The sequence below is a fragment of the Massilia varians genome (assembly GCF_027923905.1).
In the GTDB taxonomy this organism is placed as follows: domain Bacteria; phylum Pseudomonadota; class Gammaproteobacteria; order Burkholderiales; family Burkholderiaceae_D; genus Telluria; species Telluria varians_B.
Genome location: NZ_AP026966.1, coordinates 4,392,441 through 4,410,882 on the forward strand (window position 1 = coordinate 4,392,441; position 18,442 = coordinate 4,410,882).

General features: G+C 68.1%; 12 protein-coding genes. 7 read left to right on the plus strand and 5 right to left on the minus strand.

The features are described 5' to 3' along the window. Window positions 1–64: 64 nt before the first annotated feature. From MasN3_RS19865 to MasN3_RS19880, 4 genes are all read left to right on the plus strand, one after another. On the plus strand, window positions 65–1,225 hold the full coding sequence (locus tag MasN3_RS19865) for a YaiO family outer membrane beta-barrel protein (protein ID WP_281909569.1): 1,161 nt from the start codon (window positions 65–67) through the stop codon (window positions 1,223–1,225). Window positions 1,226–1,228: 3 nt separating this feature from the next. After that, window positions 1,229–3,580, plus strand: coding sequence for an LTA synthase family protein (locus MasN3_RS19870; protein WP_281909570.1), 2,352 nt, complete (start codon window positions 1,229–1,231; stop codon window positions 3,578–3,580). Further along, window positions 3,577–4,509: a hypothetical protein gene (locus MasN3_RS19875; RefSeq protein ID WP_281909571.1), complete on the plus strand. Its 933-nt coding sequence runs from the start codon at window positions 3,577–3,579 to the stop codon at window positions 4,507–4,509. The genes MasN3_RS19870 and MasN3_RS19875 overlap by 4 nt, the downstream gene beginning before the upstream one ends. A 117-nt stretch (window positions 4,510–4,626) precedes the next feature. Next, window positions 4,627–6,891 carry a penicillin-binding protein 1A gene (locus tag MasN3_RS19880; RefSeq protein WP_281909573.1) on the plus strand — a complete coding sequence of 755 codons (2,265 nt, stop codon included), beginning with the start codon at window positions 4,627–4,629 and terminating at the stop codon, window positions 6,889–6,891. A 66-nt stretch (window positions 6,892–6,957) separates the two neighbouring features. Here the strand turns inward: MasN3_RS19880 and MasN3_RS19885 are convergent, their stop codons facing one another. Next, window positions 6,958–8,562: a mucoidy inhibitor MuiA family protein gene (locus MasN3_RS19885; protein WP_281909574.1), complete on the minus strand. Its 1,605-nt coding sequence runs from the start codon at window positions 8,560–8,562 to the stop codon at window positions 6,958–6,960. 89 nt (window positions 8,563–8,651) lie between these two features. Next, on the minus strand, window positions 8,652–10,304 hold the full coding sequence (locus tag MasN3_RS19890) for a methyl-accepting chemotaxis protein (protein ID WP_281909576.1): 1,653 nt from the start codon (window positions 10,302–10,304) through the stop codon (window positions 8,652–8,654). Between the two features lie 139 nt (window positions 10,305–10,443). Here MasN3_RS19890 and MasN3_RS19895 point away from each other — a divergent pair, with 139 nt between their 5' ends. Then, complete coding sequence (locus MasN3_RS19895) at window positions 10,444–11,265, plus strand: AraC family transcriptional regulator (protein ID WP_281909577.1); 822 nt, start codon at window positions 10,444–10,446, stop codon at window positions 11,263–11,265. A gap of 4 nt (window positions 11,266–11,269) precedes the next feature. On the opposite strand, the gene MasN3_RS19900 is transcribed toward MasN3_RS19895, so the two are convergent. From MasN3_RS19900 to MasN3_RS19910, 3 genes are all read right to left on the minus strand, one after another. Next, the gene (locus tag MasN3_RS19900) at window positions 11,270–11,785 is read right to left on the minus strand and encodes a gluconokinase (RefSeq protein ID WP_281909579.1); all 516 of its coding nucleotides are present in this window, start codon (window positions 11,783–11,785) and stop codon (window positions 11,270–11,272) included. Window positions 11,786–11,804: 19 nt separating this feature from the next. Then, window positions 11,805–12,197, minus strand: coding sequence for a DUF3592 domain-containing protein (locus MasN3_RS19905; RefSeq protein ID WP_441904921.1), 393 nt, complete (start codon window positions 12,195–12,197; stop codon window positions 11,805–11,807). A gap of 213 nt (window positions 12,198–12,410) precedes the next feature. Next, window positions 12,411–15,593, minus strand: a complete 3,183-nt coding sequence (locus tag MasN3_RS19910) for an error-prone DNA polymerase (RefSeq protein WP_281909583.1) — start codon at window positions 15,591–15,593, stop codon at window positions 12,411–12,413. A gap of 100 nt (window positions 15,594–15,693) precedes the next feature. Here MasN3_RS19910 and MasN3_RS19915 point away from each other — a divergent pair, with 100 nt between their 5' ends. Both MasN3_RS19915 and MasN3_RS19920 read left to right on the plus strand, forming a co-directional pair. After that, on the plus strand, window positions 15,694–16,485 hold the full coding sequence (locus tag MasN3_RS19915) for a PhzF family phenazine biosynthesis protein (RefSeq protein ID WP_281909585.1): 792 nt from the start codon (window positions 15,694–15,696) through the stop codon (window positions 16,483–16,485). Between the two features lie 102 nt (window positions 16,486–16,587). After that, window positions 16,588–18,435 carry a M61 family metallopeptidase gene (locus tag MasN3_RS19920; RefSeq protein ID WP_281909586.1) on the plus strand — a complete coding sequence of 616 codons (1,848 nt, stop codon included), beginning with the start codon at window positions 16,588–16,590 and terminating at the stop codon, window positions 18,433–18,435. Window positions 18,436–18,442: the final 7 nt, after the last annotated feature.

Here is an 18,442-nt window from a genome sequence, read left to right on the forward strand (position 1 = left end):
ATCCATGCTCGGGCAAAGTTTTGCCTTCCGCGGCCCCGTCCGTTTCCGTTTCCCTCACCGCCCCATGCCCGTCGATTACCAGCAGCCTCCCGCCGAAGTCGCCCAGGTCCAGCCTGCCGCCGCCCCGTTCGAACAACAGTACGAGGAAGCGCGCAGGCTCGCCAACTCGGGCCAGCCCGAACTGGCGTTGGCCGCTTATAACGCCCTGCTAGCGCGCTCGCCGGGCAACGTGGACGTACTGCTCGGGCGCGGTATCCTGCTCAGCCGCCTGGAGCGCTGGAGCGAGGCCGAGGCCGACCTGACGGCCGCTGCCAAGGCCTCGCCGGAATATGCCGACGTCTGGTTCGCGCTCGGCAGGCTGTACCAATGGCAGGACCGGCCGGCGCAGGCCGCCGAGGCCTATGGCCGCGCCGCCGCGCTGCGACCCGGCGATGCCGCCACCCTGGCGGCGCATGCCCAGGCGCTGCGCGCCTTGCAGCCGCATCCGCAACCGTCGCCCCAGCCGTTCACCGGCAATCCTGAAGCCGCGATCGCCGCGGGCTACACCTGGGCCGCCGGCCTTTCCGGCAGCTGGCAGGACGTGGGCGACGGCCCGCGCTGGAACGACCAGACCCTGAGCGTGCGCCACTACATGAAGCGCGGCTCGATCGGCTTCGAGGCGCTGCGCGCCCACCGCTTCGACCAGACCGGGCGTGCCTGGGCCTTCGACGCCTATGCCAGCCTGTGGCAAGGCGCCTATGCCAACCTGCGCTACCAGCGGGCGCCGAGCGAACGCCTGTTCCCGGCCCATTCCGGCCGCATCGAGCTGTATCAGTCGCTCGGCAACGGGTGGGAAGCCTCGGTGAGTGACGACCTGCTCGGCTTCGATTCGCGCGTGAACATCTATGGCCTCAGCCTGGCCAAGTACAGCGGCAACTTCTACCTGCAGCTGCGCCACCAGAACATCGTGTCGGAAGGATCGCGCAGCTCGGGCGACCGCCTGCTGGCGCGCTGGTACTACGCGGGCGACGCCGACAGTTACCTCGAAGCGACGGCCAATCGGGGCCGCAGCGACGACCCGCTCTCGCTCACTGGCGGCCGCGCGCGTTCGGGCGGCGGCAGCCTGACCTGGGTCCACTACCTGTCGCGCGACTGGAGTACGCGAGTTGGCGCCAGCTTTGCCCGGAGCGGAAGCGGCGAGGCGCGCGAGCGCGGCCTGAGCCTCGGCCTCTATCGCCGCTGGTAAGCCATGGAAGGCCTGCCTGTCCGCCAGCGGCTACAAGCCGCACTGAAAGCAGCCCTCGACACCGCCGCGTTCACCTTGTCGTCGCTGCCGGCACTGATGCTCGCCTGGCTGTGCCTGCGCATCGCCGAGGCCATCCATGCCGCAGCCGCCGGCGTGCCGCACTCGACCCTGTTCGGCGTCGGCATCGGCAACGACACCTTGTCGCTGCTGCGCTACGGCTTCGTGTTCCTGCTCGGCTCCCTACCGCTGGCCTTCATCGCCTCGCAGCGCCTGCGCATCGCCTGCCTAGGTACACTGTGGAGTGCGCTGCTGTGCGCCGATGCGGCGCTGCTGCAGTACCACTGGGTGGCGGGCGTGCCGCTCGGCGCCGACCTGTTCGCCTACAGCGGCGACGAAGTCGCGACCGTCATGGCCAGCGGCTGGCAGGCCAGCCCGCTGCTGCTGGCCGCCCTGGTGCTCGGCCTGGGTGTACTGTGGGGCGTGCTCCTGCTGTCACGGCATGAACTGTGGCCGCGCGCCAGCGGGCGCATGGCGGGTATCGCGCTGGCGACCAGCCTCGCGGCCTTCGCCTTCTTGCCGGCGCGCATGGTGCCGGCCGTGGTGCACACCGACGCCGACCTGGGCTTCGTCATCAACAAGGCCGCCTTTTTCGCCGACAGCAACCTGGCTGGCCTGCGCGGCCAAGCGGCGCAGGCCAGCGACCACGGGACGTTGCAGGGCCAGGCGCCGTGGGACGGCAAGGACCCGCACTACCCCTTCCTGCGTGCCGAGCGAACACCCGATACCCTCGGACCACTGCTGCGCCGCGCCGACGCGCCGCCGAACCTGGTGTTCGTGATCGTCGAAGGCCTGGGCCGCAGCTTTTCCGGTCCCGGGGCACGCCTCGGCAGCTTCACGCCCTTCCTCGACGAGCTGGCAGGACGCAGCCTCTACTTCGAAAATTTCCTTTCCGGCCAGGGCCGCACTTTCGGCGTGCTGACCACGATCTTCGGTTCGCTGCCCTTCGGCGAACACGGTCTGGCCGCGCTGGGCGAGCGCATGCCACGGCACGATTCGCTCCTGTCGATCCTGAAGGGACAGGGCTACGACCTGCGCTTCTACTCGGGCTCGAACATGGAGTTCGACAACGAAGGTTTGTTCCTGCGCCGCCAGGGTGTGGACAGCATCGTCAGCGAGAAGGACTACGGCCCGGATACGCAACGCGCCAACGATTGGGGCTATGCCGACCGCGACCTGATGGACATGGCGCTGCGCCGCGAAGCGGCAGCCAGGGCGGCGCCCTACGCCACCATCATCCAGACCACCAGCATGCACACGCCCTTCACCTTTCCCGGCAAGGACGCCTACCTGCAGCGGGTCGATGCGCACGTGGCGCGCCTGGGGCTGCGCGACCGGCCGGAATACCGCGCCCAGCGCGAGGTGTTCGCCAGCATCCTGTACACCGATGACGCGCTGCGCCTGTTCTTCGAGAAGGCCTCGACCCTGCCCGGCTACGCCAACACCGTGTTCGTCATCACCGGTGACCACCGCCTGCCCGAGCTGCCGATGGACACCCGCATCGAGCGCTACCACGTACCGCTGATCATCCATTCCCCCCTGCTCAAGGCCCCAGGGTCGGTCAAGTCGGTGTCCTCGCAGTTCGACATCGCTCCCTCGCTGCTGGCCTGGCTGTCGAAGGACTATGGCCTGAAGGCCCCGCGCCAGGTCACCTGGCTGGGCACCGGACTCGACACCGAGAAGAGCTTCCGCAACCTGCACGCGATCCCGCTCAAGCAGACCAGGACCGAGATGAGCGACTTCGTCTCCGGCACGGCCTATCTCGCGCAAGGCAATCTGTACATGCTCGGCGACGGCATGGAAACCGAGCGCGCCGACAATCCGGCGGCGCTGTCGCTGGCGCAGGCCCAGTTCCACGCCTTCCTGAAGGCGAATCGCCAGGCCGGTACCAGCACGGCGCTGGCGCCCGAAGGCGGAGCGCTCGCCGGCTGGGGCGGCGAGCGCAGCCTGCACAGCACGCCGCTGGTACAGCAGGCGGGTGACGTCGCCGTGCGCGGCCTGCGCCCGCGTCCCGACGCCAAGCGCCTGGCGATCGAAGCCACCTTCAGCAACAGCGCCACCACCGAGTCGCGCGCCTTTGCACCGCTGCTCGTCATCGCCGACGCGCATGGTGTCGAGATCGGCGAAACCACCGGCGAGGCGCGCCGGCTGGGCGCAGGCGAGTCGGCCTCGATCACGCTGCGCGCGAACCTGCCGCGCCTCCCGTCCGGCACCTACTACATTTCCGTGATCCCCTCCCATCCCGACACCGGCCGCGCGATCGGCGTCGGTCAATACCACGTGGAACTGAAACTGTGAAGCATACCCTCGCCTGCCTGGCGCTGATGCTGGCCTGCGCCTGCGGTGCCGCCCATGCCTCCGATGCAGCCGCTCCGCGCGCGATCTGGACCTGGGAAGAAGACAGCAGCGCCATGCTGCAGCAGCCGGCCGCGACGGAACGCGCCATCGCCTTCCTGAAAACGAAGTCGGTGCAGACCGTGTTCCTGTATGCCGACGCCTTCGGTGGCGGCAACCCGATCGTGTCGAACCCGGCCCAGTACCGACGCCTGGTCCGGCGCCTGCATGCCTCGGACCTGCGGGTCTACGCCCTGCTCGGCTCCGCCTACCTGCACACCGAACGCTACGTGCTGCCCAGGCACCACGCGGATGCGGTGGCAATGCTGCAGCGCGTCCTCGACTACAACCGCACGGCGGCGCCGGAAGAGCGCTTCGACGGCGTCAATGTCGACATCGAACCGCACATCCTGCCGGAATGGTCGGCGCGCAAGATGGAATTGCTGGCCGGTTTCCTCGACATGTCGGACGCCTTGATGCGCACCGTACGTGCCTCCGGCCAGTCGCTGCCGGTCGGGCCGGCGATTCCATTCTGGCTGGACGGCATCCAGCTGGAGTGGAAAGGCAGGCGCAAGCCGGTGAGCCAGCACGTGCAGGACACCTACGACTACGTGGCGCTGATGGACTACCGCGACCGCGCCGAAGGCGGCGACGGCATCGTCAGCCATGCGATGGACGAGCTGCAGTACGGCGAAGCCATCGGGCGCCGCGTGCTGATCGGCGTCGAGACCATGCCCAACGCAATCAAGAAAGTGTCCTTTCACCACCTGCGCGAGCCGGACCTCGAGCGCGAACTGGACGAGACCCGCGCTGCCGTCGGCAGCATGCCCTCGTTCGGAGGCTTCGTGGTGCACCACTACGGCTCCTACCACAAGTGGCTGGGGCTGGACTGAGGTAGCGCCAGCCGAGCCCTGCCAAGGCAGGCGGCGCTACCTTGCCGGTTGCGGATGCGCCCGCCAAGCAAGGGCGCTATGATCGGCGCCGCCTTCAACCCAACCCAGACGAACCCCATGTACCAGCCATTCCCGCTCCACCCGACGACGCGTGCCGCCGTATTTGCCGCCCTGCTGCTGCCGGCCGTCCTGCCCGCGCGCGCCGGCGTCCTGGACGAAGTGCCGCTGCCCGACATCAGCGCCGTCACCGACTACCGGCCGAAGATCCCGCTGCGGGTGTACTCGGCCGACAAGGTCCTGATCGGCGAGTTCGGCCTTGAACGGCGCGACTTCGTGCCGATCGCAAAGATCCCTCCCCTGATGAAGGCCGCCGTGCTGGCGATCGAGGATTCTCGCTTCTATGAGCACAGCGGCATCGACTGGATCCGCGCGCTGGGCGCCGCCAAGGCCAACCTGGCGTCGCTCGGCAGTTTCCGCCAGGGCGGCTCCACCATCACTATGCAGGTGGCGCGCAACTTCTTCCTGTCGCGCGACAAGACCCTGCCGCGCAAACTGACCGAGGTCGCCCTGGCCTACAAGATCGAGCAGGCCCTGTCCAAGGACCAGATCCTCGAGGTCTACATGAACCAGATCTACCTGGGCCAGCGTTCCTACGGCTTCGCCAGCGCGGCGCGCACCTATTTCGGCAAGCCCTTGTCGAGCCTGAGCCTGGCCGAGGCCGCGATGCTGGCCGGCCTGCCGCAGAACCCGTCGCGCCACAACCCGGTGGCCAACCCGGAGCGCGCGCAGCAGCGCCAGCAGGTGGTCCTCAAGCGCATGCTGGCGCTGGGGAGAATCACCGAGGCGCAATACCGCCAGGCGCTGGCCGAACCGCTACGCGTACGGCGCGACGGCGGCGGCCCCGGCGCGGGCGCCGAATACGTCGCCGAGCTGGCGCGCCAGGCTGCCCATGCGCGCTTCGGGCAGGCGGCCTACGAGCACGGCTACACGGTCACCACCAGCATCAACGCGGCCGAGCAGCTCGCGGCGTACGAGGCGGTGCGCCGCAACGCCATTGCCTACGACCGCCGCCACGGCTACCGCGGACCGGAGGCCCGCATCGTGCTGCCGAAAGCGGAACAAAAGCGCGAAGAGGCGGTCAACGAGGCCCTGCAGAAGCGGCCCGCGGTGAGCGGCTTCACGCCCGCCGTAGTGCTGGCGGCCTCGCCCAAGCGGGTGCGCGTCCTCACCCGCGACGGCGACACCATCGAGATCAAGGCCGGGGGGCTCGCCTTCGCCGCCCCTGCCCTCCTGCCTTCCGCCAAGGCCGGCCTCAAGCTGGCGCCGGGCGCCGTGGTGCGCATCGCCGCCTCGGGCAAGGACGGCTGGGCCATCACCCAGCTGCCGGAAGTGGCCTCGGCCTTCGTCGCGATCGACGCCCAGACCGGCCTGGTGCGCGCGATGGTGGGCGGCGTCGACTACCAGTTGCAGAAACTCAACCACGTGACCCAAGCCTGGCGCCAGCCGGGGTCGAGCATCAAGCCCTTCGTGTATTCGGCGGCGCTGGAGCGCGGCTTCTTCCCCGGCACCACCATCCTCGACGAAGCGCTCGATTTTTCAGGCGAGAAGGCCTATGCCAACTGGTCGCCGCGCAACGACGACGGCCTGTTCGAAGGACCGGTCACGATCCGCCACGCGCTCACGCACTCGCGCAACGTGCCGACGGTGCGCATGCTGCGCACGCTCGACGTCGACTACGCGCGCGAACACCTGGGACGCTTCGGCTTCGACATGGCGCGCCACCCCAGCAACCTGACCCTGGCCCTCGGCACCGGCGCGGTCACGCCGCTGCAGATGGCCGGCGCCTACGCGGTGCTGGCCAACGGCGGCTACCGGGTCGAACCCAGCCTGGGCATGCGCTTCCACGACCGCGACGGCAAGCTGCTGTTCGACAGCGGCAAGCCGCGCCCGCTGCAGGAGCGCGCGCGCGTGCTGGACGCCCGCAATGCCTTCATCCTCGACTCCATGCTGCGCGACGTGGCGCGCATCGGCACCGGCGCCCGGGCCTCGCGCCTCCTGAACCGGACCGACCTGGCGGGCAAGACCGGCACCACCAGCAATGCCATCGACGGCTGGTTCGCCGGCTATGGCGCCAATGTGGTGGCGGTGGCCTGGATGGGCTACGACGAGCCGCGCTCGCTCGGCGGCAACGAATTCGGCGCCACGCTGGCCTTGCCGGTGTGGGTCGACTACATGCGGGTGGCGCTGGCCGGGACGCCCCAGCGCGAGCGCACGCCGCCCGAGGGTGTGGTGCGCGCCGGCGGAGACTGGGTGTATGCGGAGTTTGCCGAACCGGCGTCCGGCCTTGAGGAAAGCGCTGCCGCGCCCGTAGCGCAGCAGTGAGCGCGAGTTGCGCCTGCATCCGGCACGGCGGCGATGGCAAGGCCGCGGCCGGGGGCATGCATCCCCTTACGGCAGGCCCTGCACGCTTCCCTCTTTCGGATAGTCGATCACGTAATCGACGTCGAAGCGGGCGGTCTCGTTCGGCTTCAGGCTCCGCTCCCAGCCGACCACGCCGCGCCGCTGCTGCCAGTCCCTGACGGTCGGTTCGGGGCTCAGGGAGATCTTCGCGCCGATCTTGTCCGACTGGCTGACCGGGGTCGGCTCGAGCACCAGGATATCGATCGGCTGGCGGTGCAGGTTCGTCACCACATAGGTGTCGGCGATGCGCTTCTGGTTCTCGCGCTTGAACAAGCCGGCCTCGCCCGATTTCTCGTTGCGGCGCTCGGTCGTGACGCGCATCAAGGGGTCGCGCCCGAAGGCCATCGTGAAGCGTTCGCTGGCCTGGGGATCCCAGTGCAGGGCGCCCACGTAGGAACCGTCGCGGCGCAGCTGCACCTGGCCCGGCAGCCAGACGCCGTCGGGCCGCGCCGCGTCGATGGTCAGCACCGCGGCATCCTTGTTCTCGCGCGGCGCAATCCGCACCAGCTGCCTGACTCCCAGGGTCTGCCTGACCAGGCCGACCGAGATCTCGCGGCCGTCCGAGGCCAGGTCGACCCGGGCCGGCACCTCGAATTCGGTGGTGAAGCTGCCCTGCGTCTCGATGACCGGCGCGATGTAGTCGTCGGCGGCGATGCGCGAACCGGTGACCGTCACGGCCCTGGGCGCCGGCGGCGGGGCTGGCGCGAACGAGCGGGCACGAAATTGCAGCGCTCCCTGCACTTCCTGCGCTTGCGGCGGCAGGTGGGTCAGCAGCCAGGGCTGCGGATCGGGCGCTTGGGCAGTCAGGTTCGGCTGGCCGGTCGACAGGCGCAGCCTGACCCGGCTCCAGTCCTCGCCGGTCTTCTGCGAGATCGCCGCCATCCGCTCCAGTTCCACCGTGGACGTGTTCGAGTCCAGCGTGGCCCGGTAGGCCGGCTTCCAGCCGGCGCGGTTGACCTGGTAGGACAGCAGGATCTTGCCGGGCTGGCGTACCGCAACCGCCACCGTCATGCTGCGGCTGTCGCGCGTGCTGGCCTGGGCCTTGGCGAGTTCGCCCTTGAGGGCTTCCAGCTGCCTGGTCAGCGCACGCTTCTTCACCTCGGCCTCGTGCATGCGTGCCAGGGCTTCGCTGCCGCCCTTGCGGATCGCGTCCAGGGTCCTCAGCAAGGCCTTGGGGTCGCCCGGTCCGGCGCGCCCGCTGGCGTTCTCGCCGCCCAGGCGTTCCAGGTAGCCCTGCACCAGCTGCGACGATTTGATCTCGGCATCGACCAGCGCGACCTGGTCCTGCAGCGCCTGGATCTTCGCTTCGAGTTCCGCCTGGCGCGGACTCGGGCTGTCGGCGGCGCGCTGGTCGCGCGTGAGGACCTGCCCGACCTGGATGCCCGGATCGGCCTGCAGGCGCACGGTGTCGGTATTGAAGTTGGCCAGCAGGCCGGTGATCTCGACCTGGGTCATGCCCGGTGTCACCTGGACCAGGCGCTCCACTGTGGCGCTGCCCGGATACAGGGTGACGCTCTGGATCGGCGCCTCGACGGCGCAGGCGCCGGATGCCGCCAGCGCCAGGAGGAGGGTCCACTGCTGCTTGATTGCCATGTTTGCCTTCGGAATCGATGTGATTCCGGCAGCGTAGCAGATGGCGGGCGCCGAAAAGCCTCGGAAACTCACAGCGCCGCCCCCCCGCTTCAGCTTCCGGCCCAGGCCAGCTGCGCCGGGCCGGCCACTTTCCTGATGGCCGGAGCCTGGACGGCGGCCGCGTTCGGGCGCGCGTCCTCGTCCACGCGGAACACGCTCACCTGCCGCGCCAGGCCGGCAGCGCTTTCCTGCAGCGACTGGGCGGCGCCGGCCGCTTCCTCGACCAGGGCTGCGTTCTGCTGGGTGACCTGGTCCATCTGGCTGATGGCCTGGTGGATCTGTTCGATGCCGGCGCTCTGCTCGCTGGTGGCGGCGGTGATTTCCGCCATGATGTCGGCCACGCGGCGCACGCTCTGCACGATGTCGTCCATCGTGGCGCCGGCCTGGCCGACCAGGCGGCTGCCGCTGTCCACCTTGTCCACCGAGTCGGTGATCAAGGCCTTGATTTCCTTGGCGGCGCTGGCCGAGCGCTGCGCCAGGTTGCGCACCTCGGAGGCGACGACCGCGAAGCCGCGGCCTTGTTCACCGGCCCGCGCGGCTTCCACGGCCGCGTTCAGGGCCAGGATATTGGTCTGGAAAGCGATGCCGTCGATGACCGCGATGATGTCGACGATCTTGCGCGCGGAATCGTTGATCGCGCCCATCGTGTCCACCACTTCGGCGACGACCGCGCCGCCGCGGGTGGCCACATTGGAGGCCGCGGCGGCCAGGTCGTTGGCCTGGCGCGCGTTGTCGGCGTTCTGGCGCACGGTCGTTGTCAATTCCTCTACCGAGGCCGCGGTTTCCTCGATGGCGCTGGCCTGCTGCTCGGTACGCGAGGACAGGTCCATGTTGCCGGCGGCGATCTGGCTGGATGCGGTCGCGATGACGTCGCTGCCGCTGCGCACTTCACCGACGATGCCGGCCAGGCTGGCGGTCATGTCGCGCAGTGCCGCAAGCAGCTGGCCGAATTCGTTGCGGCTGTCGACCTCGATGCGGGCGCCCAGGTCGCCATCGGCGACGCGTCGCGCCAGGCCGACGGCGGTCCCAAGCGGACCGGTGATGGCACGTACCAGGTAGACCGTGGCAGCCGCTGCGAGCAGAACCGCGAGCACGATGGCGCCGATCGTCAGCAGATTCAGCTGGCGCAGTTCGGCGTGCAGCGCTTCGCTCTGCTGCAGGTTGCGCGCACTCATGTCGTCCTGCAGTGTCTTGTATGCGTTCTGGCCCTTCAGGTAAGTCGGGTTGATCTGCTTGATCAGGATGGATTGCGCGAGGTCCCAGTCCCCGGCTTCGAGGGCGCGTACCGCATCGCGGGTCATCTGCACGCCGAAACCCTGGCTGGCGTCCTGCCAGCGCGCCACTTCTTGCTTGATTTCAGGACGGCGCAGCGATGCCAGCAAGGCGTCGCGTTCCTGTTCCAGTTCGGCCGTGTTGCTGGCGATGTTGTTGAAATGATTTGCCAATGGATGGTCGTGCATCGCCGCATATTTGCTCTCCGGATTGTGCTGGAGCGCCTGCAATACCTGGCTGCGGTTGCTTTCCATGCGATGGACCATGTTCGCGAGGGTCAATTGCTGCTTCGCGGCGTACAGGGCCGTGTTCTCGAGCAGGTCGACCGCACGCTGGGTCGCGTTGTAACCCAGGCTGCCAACCGCCATGGTCACGACAATGAGGGCGCCCGTGACGGACGTGATGACGTGCTTGATGCGAAAGTTCTTCATGAGAGCAAGGATTCTGGAAATACGGCGGGATGCCAAGGCGTTGTATTTTCGGCGAAATCCTTAAATTTTTCCATGCGGAAACTTTGCATATCGTCCAGAATACCCGGCTTTGCGTCTGAAACTGCCGGAAACACGAAACATGGACAAACTCTCCTTGCTGCTCGGGCGGCAGGCCTTCAATGCCCGGATTTTTTTCAATGGAAGCTTTTGCGACGCCAACCAGTTTCTTGAAAACGGCGTCTCCGGCCACCTACACCTGGTGCGGCAAGGCCCCGTCGAATTCGTTCACGACGACGGTTCGGTGCTGCGTGCCGACCAGCCCTCGCTGGTGTTCTACCCGCGCGGCGGCAGCCACCGCCTGCAGGTGCCGCACGGGCATGCGGCCACGCTGCTGTGTGCCGACATCGTGTTCGAGGGCGGCGTTGCCAATCCGCTGGCGCGGGTGCTGCCCCACTGCCTCCACATGCCGCTGTCCGAGATCGCGGGACTGGGCGCCACGCTCGACCTGCTGTTCGGGGAAGCGGCGGGCGCGGCGCCGGGGCGCGAACTGATCCTGGACCGCATGTGCGACGTCCTGCTCATTCAGGTGATCCGGCGCGAATTCGAGACCGGCAGGCTGTCGCCCGGCCTGCTCGCCGGCCTGGCCGACCGCCAGCTGTCACCGGTGCTGGCGGCGATCCACGAACGCCCCCAGCAAGCGTGGACCCTGCATTCCCTGGCCGGCGTCGCCTGCATGTCGCGCGCGGCATTCGCCGAGCATTTCCGCAAGGTGCTGGGCATGCCGCCGGGCGAATACCTGAGCCGCTGGCGCCTGAGCCTGGCCGGCCGGCTGCTGCGCCAGGGCATGCCGGTCAAGCTCGTCAGCAGCCAGACGGGCTACACCAGCCCCTCCACCTTCACCCGCGCCTTCGCCGCACGGATGGGCGCGGCGCCGCGCGACTGGCTCAAGCAGGCGGCCTGAGCGCTCAGGCGAACGGGAAAGCCAGCGCCTGCTCCACCAGCCGCCCGGGCGGCTCGCCCAGGTCGAGCGTGACACCGCGTTCGTCCGGCTGCAGGGGCTCGAGGGTGCGCAGCTGGCTGTCGAGGAGCGACAGCGGCATGAAGTGGCCGCTGCGCGCAGCCATGCGCCGGGCGATGAGGTCGCGCTCGCCGTGCAGGTGGACGAAGCGCACATCGTTTCCCTTGCCGCCGGCGCCGCGCAGCACCTCGCGGTAAGCGCGCTTGAGCGCGGAGCACGACAGCACGACCACCGCATCGGTCGTCCATGCGCGCTCGATCTCGGCGCGCAATGCCTGCAGCCAGCCGCGCCGGTCTTCGTCATCGAGCGCGATCCCGGCCGACATCTTCGCCACGTTTTCGGGCGGGTGGAAGCGGTCGCCCTCGATGAAGGGCGCACCGAGCGCCTGCGCCAGCCGCATGCCGATCTCGCTCTTGCCGCAGGCGCTGACGCCCATCACCACCCATGCCGTCCGTTCGTCCATGCGCTCTCCTGGTCCTGGTTCATTGGGGAATGGCCGTACGTAGTTTCACGCCCTTGAGCAAGGATATCCCGGCTGCCAGAAAAACAGTCGCCAGTATCAGGAAAATAAAGTCCGACACATCCACATCATCAAGATACACGACCGATTTTTGCGGGTCAGACGGATCGTAGCGGATCTCGATGCCGGTGCCCGGCTGGAATCGTCCGGACAGGTCGTCGGCGACCTGCTTGTCGCGATAACAGGCCACCCCGGTCGCCAGCGTCCATCGACTGGACGAGAAGCCTTCGTCACCGATGCGGTAGTGGTAGCGCAACTCGACACACCATGCGCCGGACTTGAGCTGCTTGCGTACATCGATCGTCGCGACCTCGGCATGCGCTGCCGGCCACGACGCCGAGGCCAGCTTGTCCATGCACCTCGTGAAGGTATGCGACGCGAGGGGCAAGGCAAGCAGGACGAAAAGCCAGCCGATGAATTTTTCCTTCCAGGGAAACGGTGAGCGCTTGCTACTACCCAAATCAAACCTTTCTTCAATTGACGCGACAGCAGGCTGCGCACGATAGCACGGCGAGGCTTTTCCCGAAACGCTCCGGTGGCGGCGCGGCAAGCGCGCATCCATCGGGCTTCAGCAAAAATCCCGGCTCGGCGCGCGCAGCTTCCCCAGCAGATGCGACATGTCCACCAGCCGCTTGGCCACCAGGTGACGCACCTCGCCCTGCTTCTGCCAGACCCCGTACACCCCGAGCAGCGGCGCATGCAGCACCTCGCGCCGCTGCTGCTCCACCAGCGTCGGCCAGACGATCACGTTGATGTTCCCGGTTTCGTCCTCGAGCGTCATGAACAGCACGCCCTTGGCCGTGCCGGGGCGCTGGCGCACCGTCACCAGGCCGCAGGCGCGCGCCAGCTGGCCGTCGGCATAGTCGTTCAAGGTGGAAGCCGGCATGAAGCGCCTGGCCAGCAGCCCTGCGCGCAGCAGCGCCAGCGGATGGCGGCCCAGCGTGAGGCCCTGGGCGCGGTAGTCGCCCACGATCTCGTCGGCCTCGGTCGGCGCCGCCAGCTGCGGCAGTTCCTCCTGCGGCGTGGTCGGGCGCAGCAGGTCGCGGTCGGGCACCGCCCCCACCGCCTGCCACAGGGCCTCGCGCCGGTTTCCGGCCAGCGATTGCAGCGCATTGGCGCCGGCCAGCACCTGCAGGTCGCCGCGCTCGAGCTGGGCGCGGCGCGCCAGGTCGGCCACGCTCTCGAAGGGACGCACCGCGCGCGCCATTTCGATACGCAGGGCCGCTTCCTGCTTCAGCCTGCGCAGCAAGCCCAGGCCCAGGCGCACCGCCGGCTGGCGCGCGCGCTCGCTCGGGTGCAGCTCTTCCAGCGTCGAATCCCAGCCGCTGATGGTGACGTCCGCCGGGCGCACTTCGATGCCGTGGCGGCGCGCGTCCTGCACCAGCTGCGAGGGACTGTAGAAACCCATGGGCTGGCTGTTAAGCAGCGCGCACAGGAACGCCGCCGGCTCGTGGCACTTGAGCCAGGAACTGGCATAGGCCAGCAGCGCGAAGCTGGCCGCGTGCGACTCGGGAAAGCCGTACTCGCCGAAGCCCTGGATCTGGCTGAAGATCGCTTCCGCGAACTCCAGCGTGTAGCCGCGCTCCAGCATGCCGCGCACGATGCGGTCGTAGTATTTTTCGAGCCCGCCCTTGCGCTTCCAGGCCGCCATCGCGCGCCGCAGCTGGTCGGCCTCGCCCGGCGTGAAGCCGGCGCCGAGGATCGCCACCTGCATCACCTGCTCCTGGAAGATCGGCACGCCCAGCGTGCGCTCGAGCGCCACCTTCATCTCTTCGCTGGGGTAATGGATCGGTTCGAGGCCCTGCCTGCGCCGCAGGTAGGGATGGACCATGCCGCCCTGGATCGGGCCGGGACGCACCACGGCCACTTCGATGACCAGGTCGTAGAAGCGGCGCGGGCGCATGCGCGGCAGCATGCTCATCTGGGCGCGCGACTCGATCTGGAACACGCCCACCGTATCGGCCGCGCAGATCATGTCGTAGGTGGCGGTGTCGTCGGGCGGGATGTCCTGCATCTCGAACAGGTTGCCGTAGCGCTGGCCCACCAGTTCCAGGCCGCGGCGCATCATCGACAGCATGCCCAGCGCCAGCACGTCGACCTTCATCAGGCCGAGTTCTTCGAGGTCGTTCTTGTCCCACTGGATGACGCTGCGCTCCGCCATGGTGGCATTCTCGATCGGCACCAGGCGCGACAGCTTGCCGCGCGCGATGACGAAGCCGCCCGGGTGCTGCGACAGGTGGCGCGGAAAGTTCAGCAGCTTGTCGGCCAAGGTGGCCCACTGCTGCGCCAGGCGCGATTCCGGGTCCAGTCCCGCCTCCGCCAGGCGGCCCAGCAGATCGGCGCGGCTGTCGAACCAGTGATGGGTCTTGGCCACCTTCTCGACGATGGCCAGGTCGATACCGAGCGCACGCCCGCTGTCGCGCAGCGCGCTCTTGGGCCGGTAGCTGATCACCACCGCCGCCAGCGCGGCCCGCTCGCGTCCGTATTTCCGGTAGATGTACTGGATCACTTCTTCGCGGCGCTGGTGCTCGAAATCGACGTCGATGTCGGGCGGCTCGTTGCGCTCCCGCGAGATGAAACGCTCGAACAGCAGGCTGGCGCGCGCCGGGTCGACTTCGGTGATACCGAGGCAGTAGCACACCGCGGAATTGGCGGCCGAGCCGCGCCCCTGGCACAGGATGTGTTGCGAGCGCGCGAAGCGCACGATGTCGTAGACGGTGAGGAAGTAATGCTCGTACTTCATCTCGGCGATGAGCGCCAGTTCGTGTTCGATCTGGGCCTGCACCTTGGCCGGGATGCCGTCGCGGAAGCGCCGGTGCGCGCCGACATAGGTTTCCTGGCGCAGGAAGCTGCTGACGTCGATGCCGGGCGGGACCACTTCCTCGGGATATTCGTAGCGCAGCTCGTCGAGCGAGAAGGTGCACAGGCGCGCGATGCGCAGCGTCTCGGCCAGCGCCTCGCGGCCGTAGATGTTGGCCAGGCGCAGGCGCGAACGCAGGTGCTGCTCGGCGTTCTGGGCCAGGCCGTAGCCGCATTCGGCCACCGGTTTCTTCAATCGCGTGGCGGTGAGCGTGTCCTGCAGCGGCTTGCGGGAGCGCACGTGCATCACCACGTGGCCGAGCGCCGTGATCGGCAGGCCGTGCTGCCAGCCCACCTCTTCGATCGTCGCGCGGTGCGGCTCGTCAAAAGCGCGGTGCAGCAGGACCAGGCCGAGCCAGGCGCGGCCCGGGAAGGTGTGCGCCATCCAGGCGGCCTGCTGGTGCAGGCGGTCGACGTCCGCCGCTTCGTGCGCGGGATAAGCGGGTAGCAGGATCGCCAGGCAGTCGGGCATGTGCTGCAGGTGCGCGTATGCGGGCGCGGGGCGGGCCAGGTCGTCCGGGGTGAGGAAATAGGTCCCCTTCTCGCTGCGGGTGCGGCCCAGGGTGATCAATTCGGAGAGGTTGCCGTAGCCGTTGCGGTTCTTGGCCAGCAGCACCAGCGACAGCGCCGGGCTGCCGTCCGCATTCTTCAGGTGGAAGTGGGCGCCGATCACCAGGTGCAGGCCGGCCTTTTTCGCTTCGGCATGCGCGCGCACCACGCCGGCCAGCGAACATTCGTCGGTCAGCGCCAGCGCAAAATAATCGAGCTGGACCGCCCGCGCCACCAGTTCCTCCGCATGCGAGGCTCCTTCGAGGAAGGAGAAGTTCGACAGGCAGAACAGCTCCGCATAGGGAGGCAAAACCTGTGGCGGCGGCGGGGACGGATCGGTCATCGGCAAGGGGTGAAGGAAGGAGCTACAATGCTGGACAAACCGGCAATACTGTATAAAAACACAGTATAACCGAGACGAGCCGCTCGACAAGGAGAAACGCATGCGGATTCATGCACTGAGCTGTTTTGGCGAACACGCCGGCGACGGCAACCCGGCCCTGGTCATCGAAGGCGACCGGTCAGACGAGAAAGCGCGCCGCGCGCTGGCGCAAGCGCGCCACACCACCTGCGTTTTCCTGGACGGCGAGGTTGTCGATTTCTATTATCCGCACATGCGCAGCCCGCTGTGCCTGCATGCGACGCTGGCCGTGGCGCACATGCTGTTCGCACGTCATCCCGATGCCGCCACCTTGGCGGTGACGACGGCGATGCGCGGCCAGCGGCTCGCGCTCCAGCGCGATGGCAACGCCTGCTTCGTGCGCCTGCAGGCGCAGAAAGTGGCGCAGCCGGCGCTGGCAGCCGGCCTGCTGGAACGGCTGCTTGCGGCGCCCGGCTTCGTGCCGGTTTCAGCGCCGCGGGTCGCTTCGGTCGGCAGCCCGAAGCTGCTGGTCGAAGTGCCGGACGCCGCCACGCTGCACGGCCTGCGGCCGGACCTGGAAGCGATCACGGCATGGAGCAAGGAAGCCGGCATCAACGGCGTCTATGCCTGGTGCCGCCTTCCCGACGGCCGCTTCGAAGGCCGCAACTTCAACCATCTCGACCCCGCACTGGAAGACAGCGCCACCGGTGTGGCGGCGGGCGCGCTCACCGCGCTGCTCGGGCACGGCATCGCGCTGCGGCAGGGGCAGGCCACCGGCCGCTCCTGCCTGATTCACACCAGGGTGGAAGACGGTGCGATCCTGGTCGGCGGCCGCGCCGAGCCAGGCGCCGTCGTCACGAGCTTCACGCGCTAAGGCCCGTACATACTGGAGAATGCACTGTCCGTCCGGCGCAAGCTAAGCTACACTCCCGCGGATATCCACCAGAGCTCAAGCAGAGCCAGACCAACCGCGGACATGAAACCTACCTTCCTTGCCTACGCCCTCCCAGTGATCCTGCTTGGCGCCAGTGCCACCGCACGCGCCGACGTCGATTACCAGCTGCGCATTACCGATGCGGCACAGCACTTGGCCGAAGTGCGCGCCACCTTCCCGGCCACCACCGCGACCACGCTCGACGTGCAGATGCCGAACTGGCGCACCGGCCGCTACAACATGCTCAACCTCGCCAACGGCGTGCGCCTGTTCAAGGCCTTCGACGCCAAGGGCCAGCCGCTGGCGGTCGCCAAGACCGACAAGGGCACCTGGCAGGTCCGCACCAAACCCGGCGACGCGGTAACGGTGCAGTACGAGCTGTACGCCAACCTGCTGGGCGAGCGCACCCGCCACATCGACGACACCCACGCCTATCTCGACGCCAGCGGCGTGTTCGTCTACGCGGCGCCCTTCCGCCAGGAGAAGGTGACGGTCAAGCTGGACGTGCCGCAGGGCTGGAAGTCGCGTTCGGGCATGGACAGCGGGGCATGCGACCACTGCTTCGTGGCGCCGAACTACGACGTGCTGATCGACGCGCCGATCGAGACCGGCATCCACGAGTTCTACACCGACAAGGTGGACGGCCGCAGCATCGAACTGGCGATCTGGGGCCGCGGCAACCACGACGGCAAGCAGATGATGACCGACCTGAAGAAGATCGTCGTCGAGACCGCGAAGATGTACGGCAACCAGTATCCGTTCCAGCGCTACCTGTTCATCGTCCACGCCACCGATGGCGTCGGCGGCGCCACCGAGCACGCCAACTCCACCGTCATCCAGAAACCGCGCTGGACCTTTGCCCCGCGCAAGGACTACCTGAACTTCCTGCGCGTGGCCGCGCACGAGTTCTATCACACCTGGAACGTCAAGGCCTACCGTCCGAAGGAGATGGTGCCCTACGACTACCAGAACGAGAACTACAACCGTCTGCTGTGGGTCGCCGAAGGCCACACCTCCTACTACGACGAGCTGATCGTTCTGCGCGCCGGCCTGCAGAAGCGCGACGAGTTCCTCGAGGGTTACGCCAAGCTGATCGACGACTACCTGCACCAGCCGGGCCGCTTCCAGCAAAGCGCGGCCGACGCCAGCTTCGACGAGTGGATCGCCGTCGGCGGCGAGCGCGCGCGCAACGCCTCGGTCAACATCTACTCCAAGGGCCAGGTGCTGGCGCTGATGATGGACATCGAGCTGCGCCGCCAGACCGGCGGCAAGCGCGGTCTCGAGCACATGCACCGCATCCTGTTCGAGAAGCACTCGACCGCCAAGGGCGGCTACGACGTGCCGGCGGTGCTGGCGGCCCTGCGCAGCGTGAGCGGCCAGGACTGGAGCGGCTGGTGGGCCCAGTACGTGGACGGCACCACCGAGATCCCGTTCGACACCTTGCTGGCCCAGGTCGGCCTGCAGAAGCTGGTCGACGTGCCGAAGGACCAGGAACAGAAGACCGAATGGTGGGCCGGCTGGACCCTGCGCGAAGGCAGCGACCCGGCGCTGGTCACGGTCGTCGAGCGCGACAGCCCGGCATGGAAGGCCGGCGTGGTTTCGGGCGATACGCTGGTGGCCGTGAACGGCCTGCGCGTGTCCGCCAAGGACATCGGCGACAAGATGTCGCTGGTGAAGACCGGCCCGTTCACGGTTCACCTGTTCCGCCGCGACGAGCTGGTGGAAAAGCAGATCACCCCGCTGCAGCAGCCGAAAGGCAAGGCCAAGCTGAAGGCCGCGGACAAGGCGAGCGACGCGCAGAAGGCGCTGGGCGCCGCCTGGCTCGGCGTGGCGTGGCCGAAGGACGATTCTGCGAGGGCGGAATCGGCAGCGGCAGCGAAGAAGCCGTAATCCAGGC

What these genes read in the sequence shown, in the direction of transcription:
- MasN3_RS19880 (WP_281909573.1), top strand. Translation starts at nt 4,627, where the DNA reads ATGTACCAGCCATTCCCGCTCCACCCGACGACGCGTGCCGCCGTATTT.
- MasN3_RS19920 (WP_281909586.1), top strand. Translation starts at nt 16,588, where the DNA reads ATGAAACCTACCTTCCTTGCCTACGCCCTCCCAGTGATCCTGCTTGGC.
- MasN3_RS19865 (WP_281909569.1), top strand. Translation starts at nt 65, where the DNA reads ATGCCCGTCGATTACCAGCAGCCTCCCGCCGAAGTCGCCCAGGTCCAG.
- MasN3_RS19895 (WP_281909577.1), top strand. Translation starts at nt 10,444, where the DNA reads ATGGACAAACTCTCCTTGCTGCTCGGGCGGCAGGCCTTCAATGCCCGG.
- MasN3_RS19910 (WP_281909583.1), bottom strand. Translation starts at nt 15,593, where the DNA reads ATGACCGATCCGTCCCCGCCGCCGCCACAGGTTTTGCCTCCCTATGCG.
- MasN3_RS19870 (WP_281909570.1), top strand. Translation starts at nt 1,229, where the DNA reads ATGGAAGGCCTGCCTGTCCGCCAGCGGCTACAAGCCGCACTGAAAGCA.
- MasN3_RS19915 (WP_281909585.1), top strand. Translation starts at nt 15,694, where the DNA reads ATGCGGATTCATGCACTGAGCTGTTTTGGCGAACACGCCGGCGACGGC.
- MasN3_RS19900 (WP_281909579.1), bottom strand. Translation starts at nt 11,785, where the DNA reads ATGGACGAACGGACGGCATGGGTGGTGATGGGCGTCAGCGCCTGCGGC.
- MasN3_RS19905 (WP_441904921.1), bottom strand. Translation starts at nt 12,197, where the DNA reads ATGGACAAGCTGGCCTCGGCGTCGTGGCCGGCAGCGCATGCCGAGGTC.
- MasN3_RS19885 (WP_281909574.1), bottom strand. Translation starts at nt 8,562, where the DNA reads ATGGCAATCAAGCAGCAGTGGACCCTCCTCCTGGCGCTGGCGGCATCC.
- MasN3_RS19890 (WP_281909576.1), bottom strand. Translation starts at nt 10,304, where the DNA reads ATGAAGAACTTTCGCATCAAGCACGTCATCACGTCCGTCACGGGCGCC.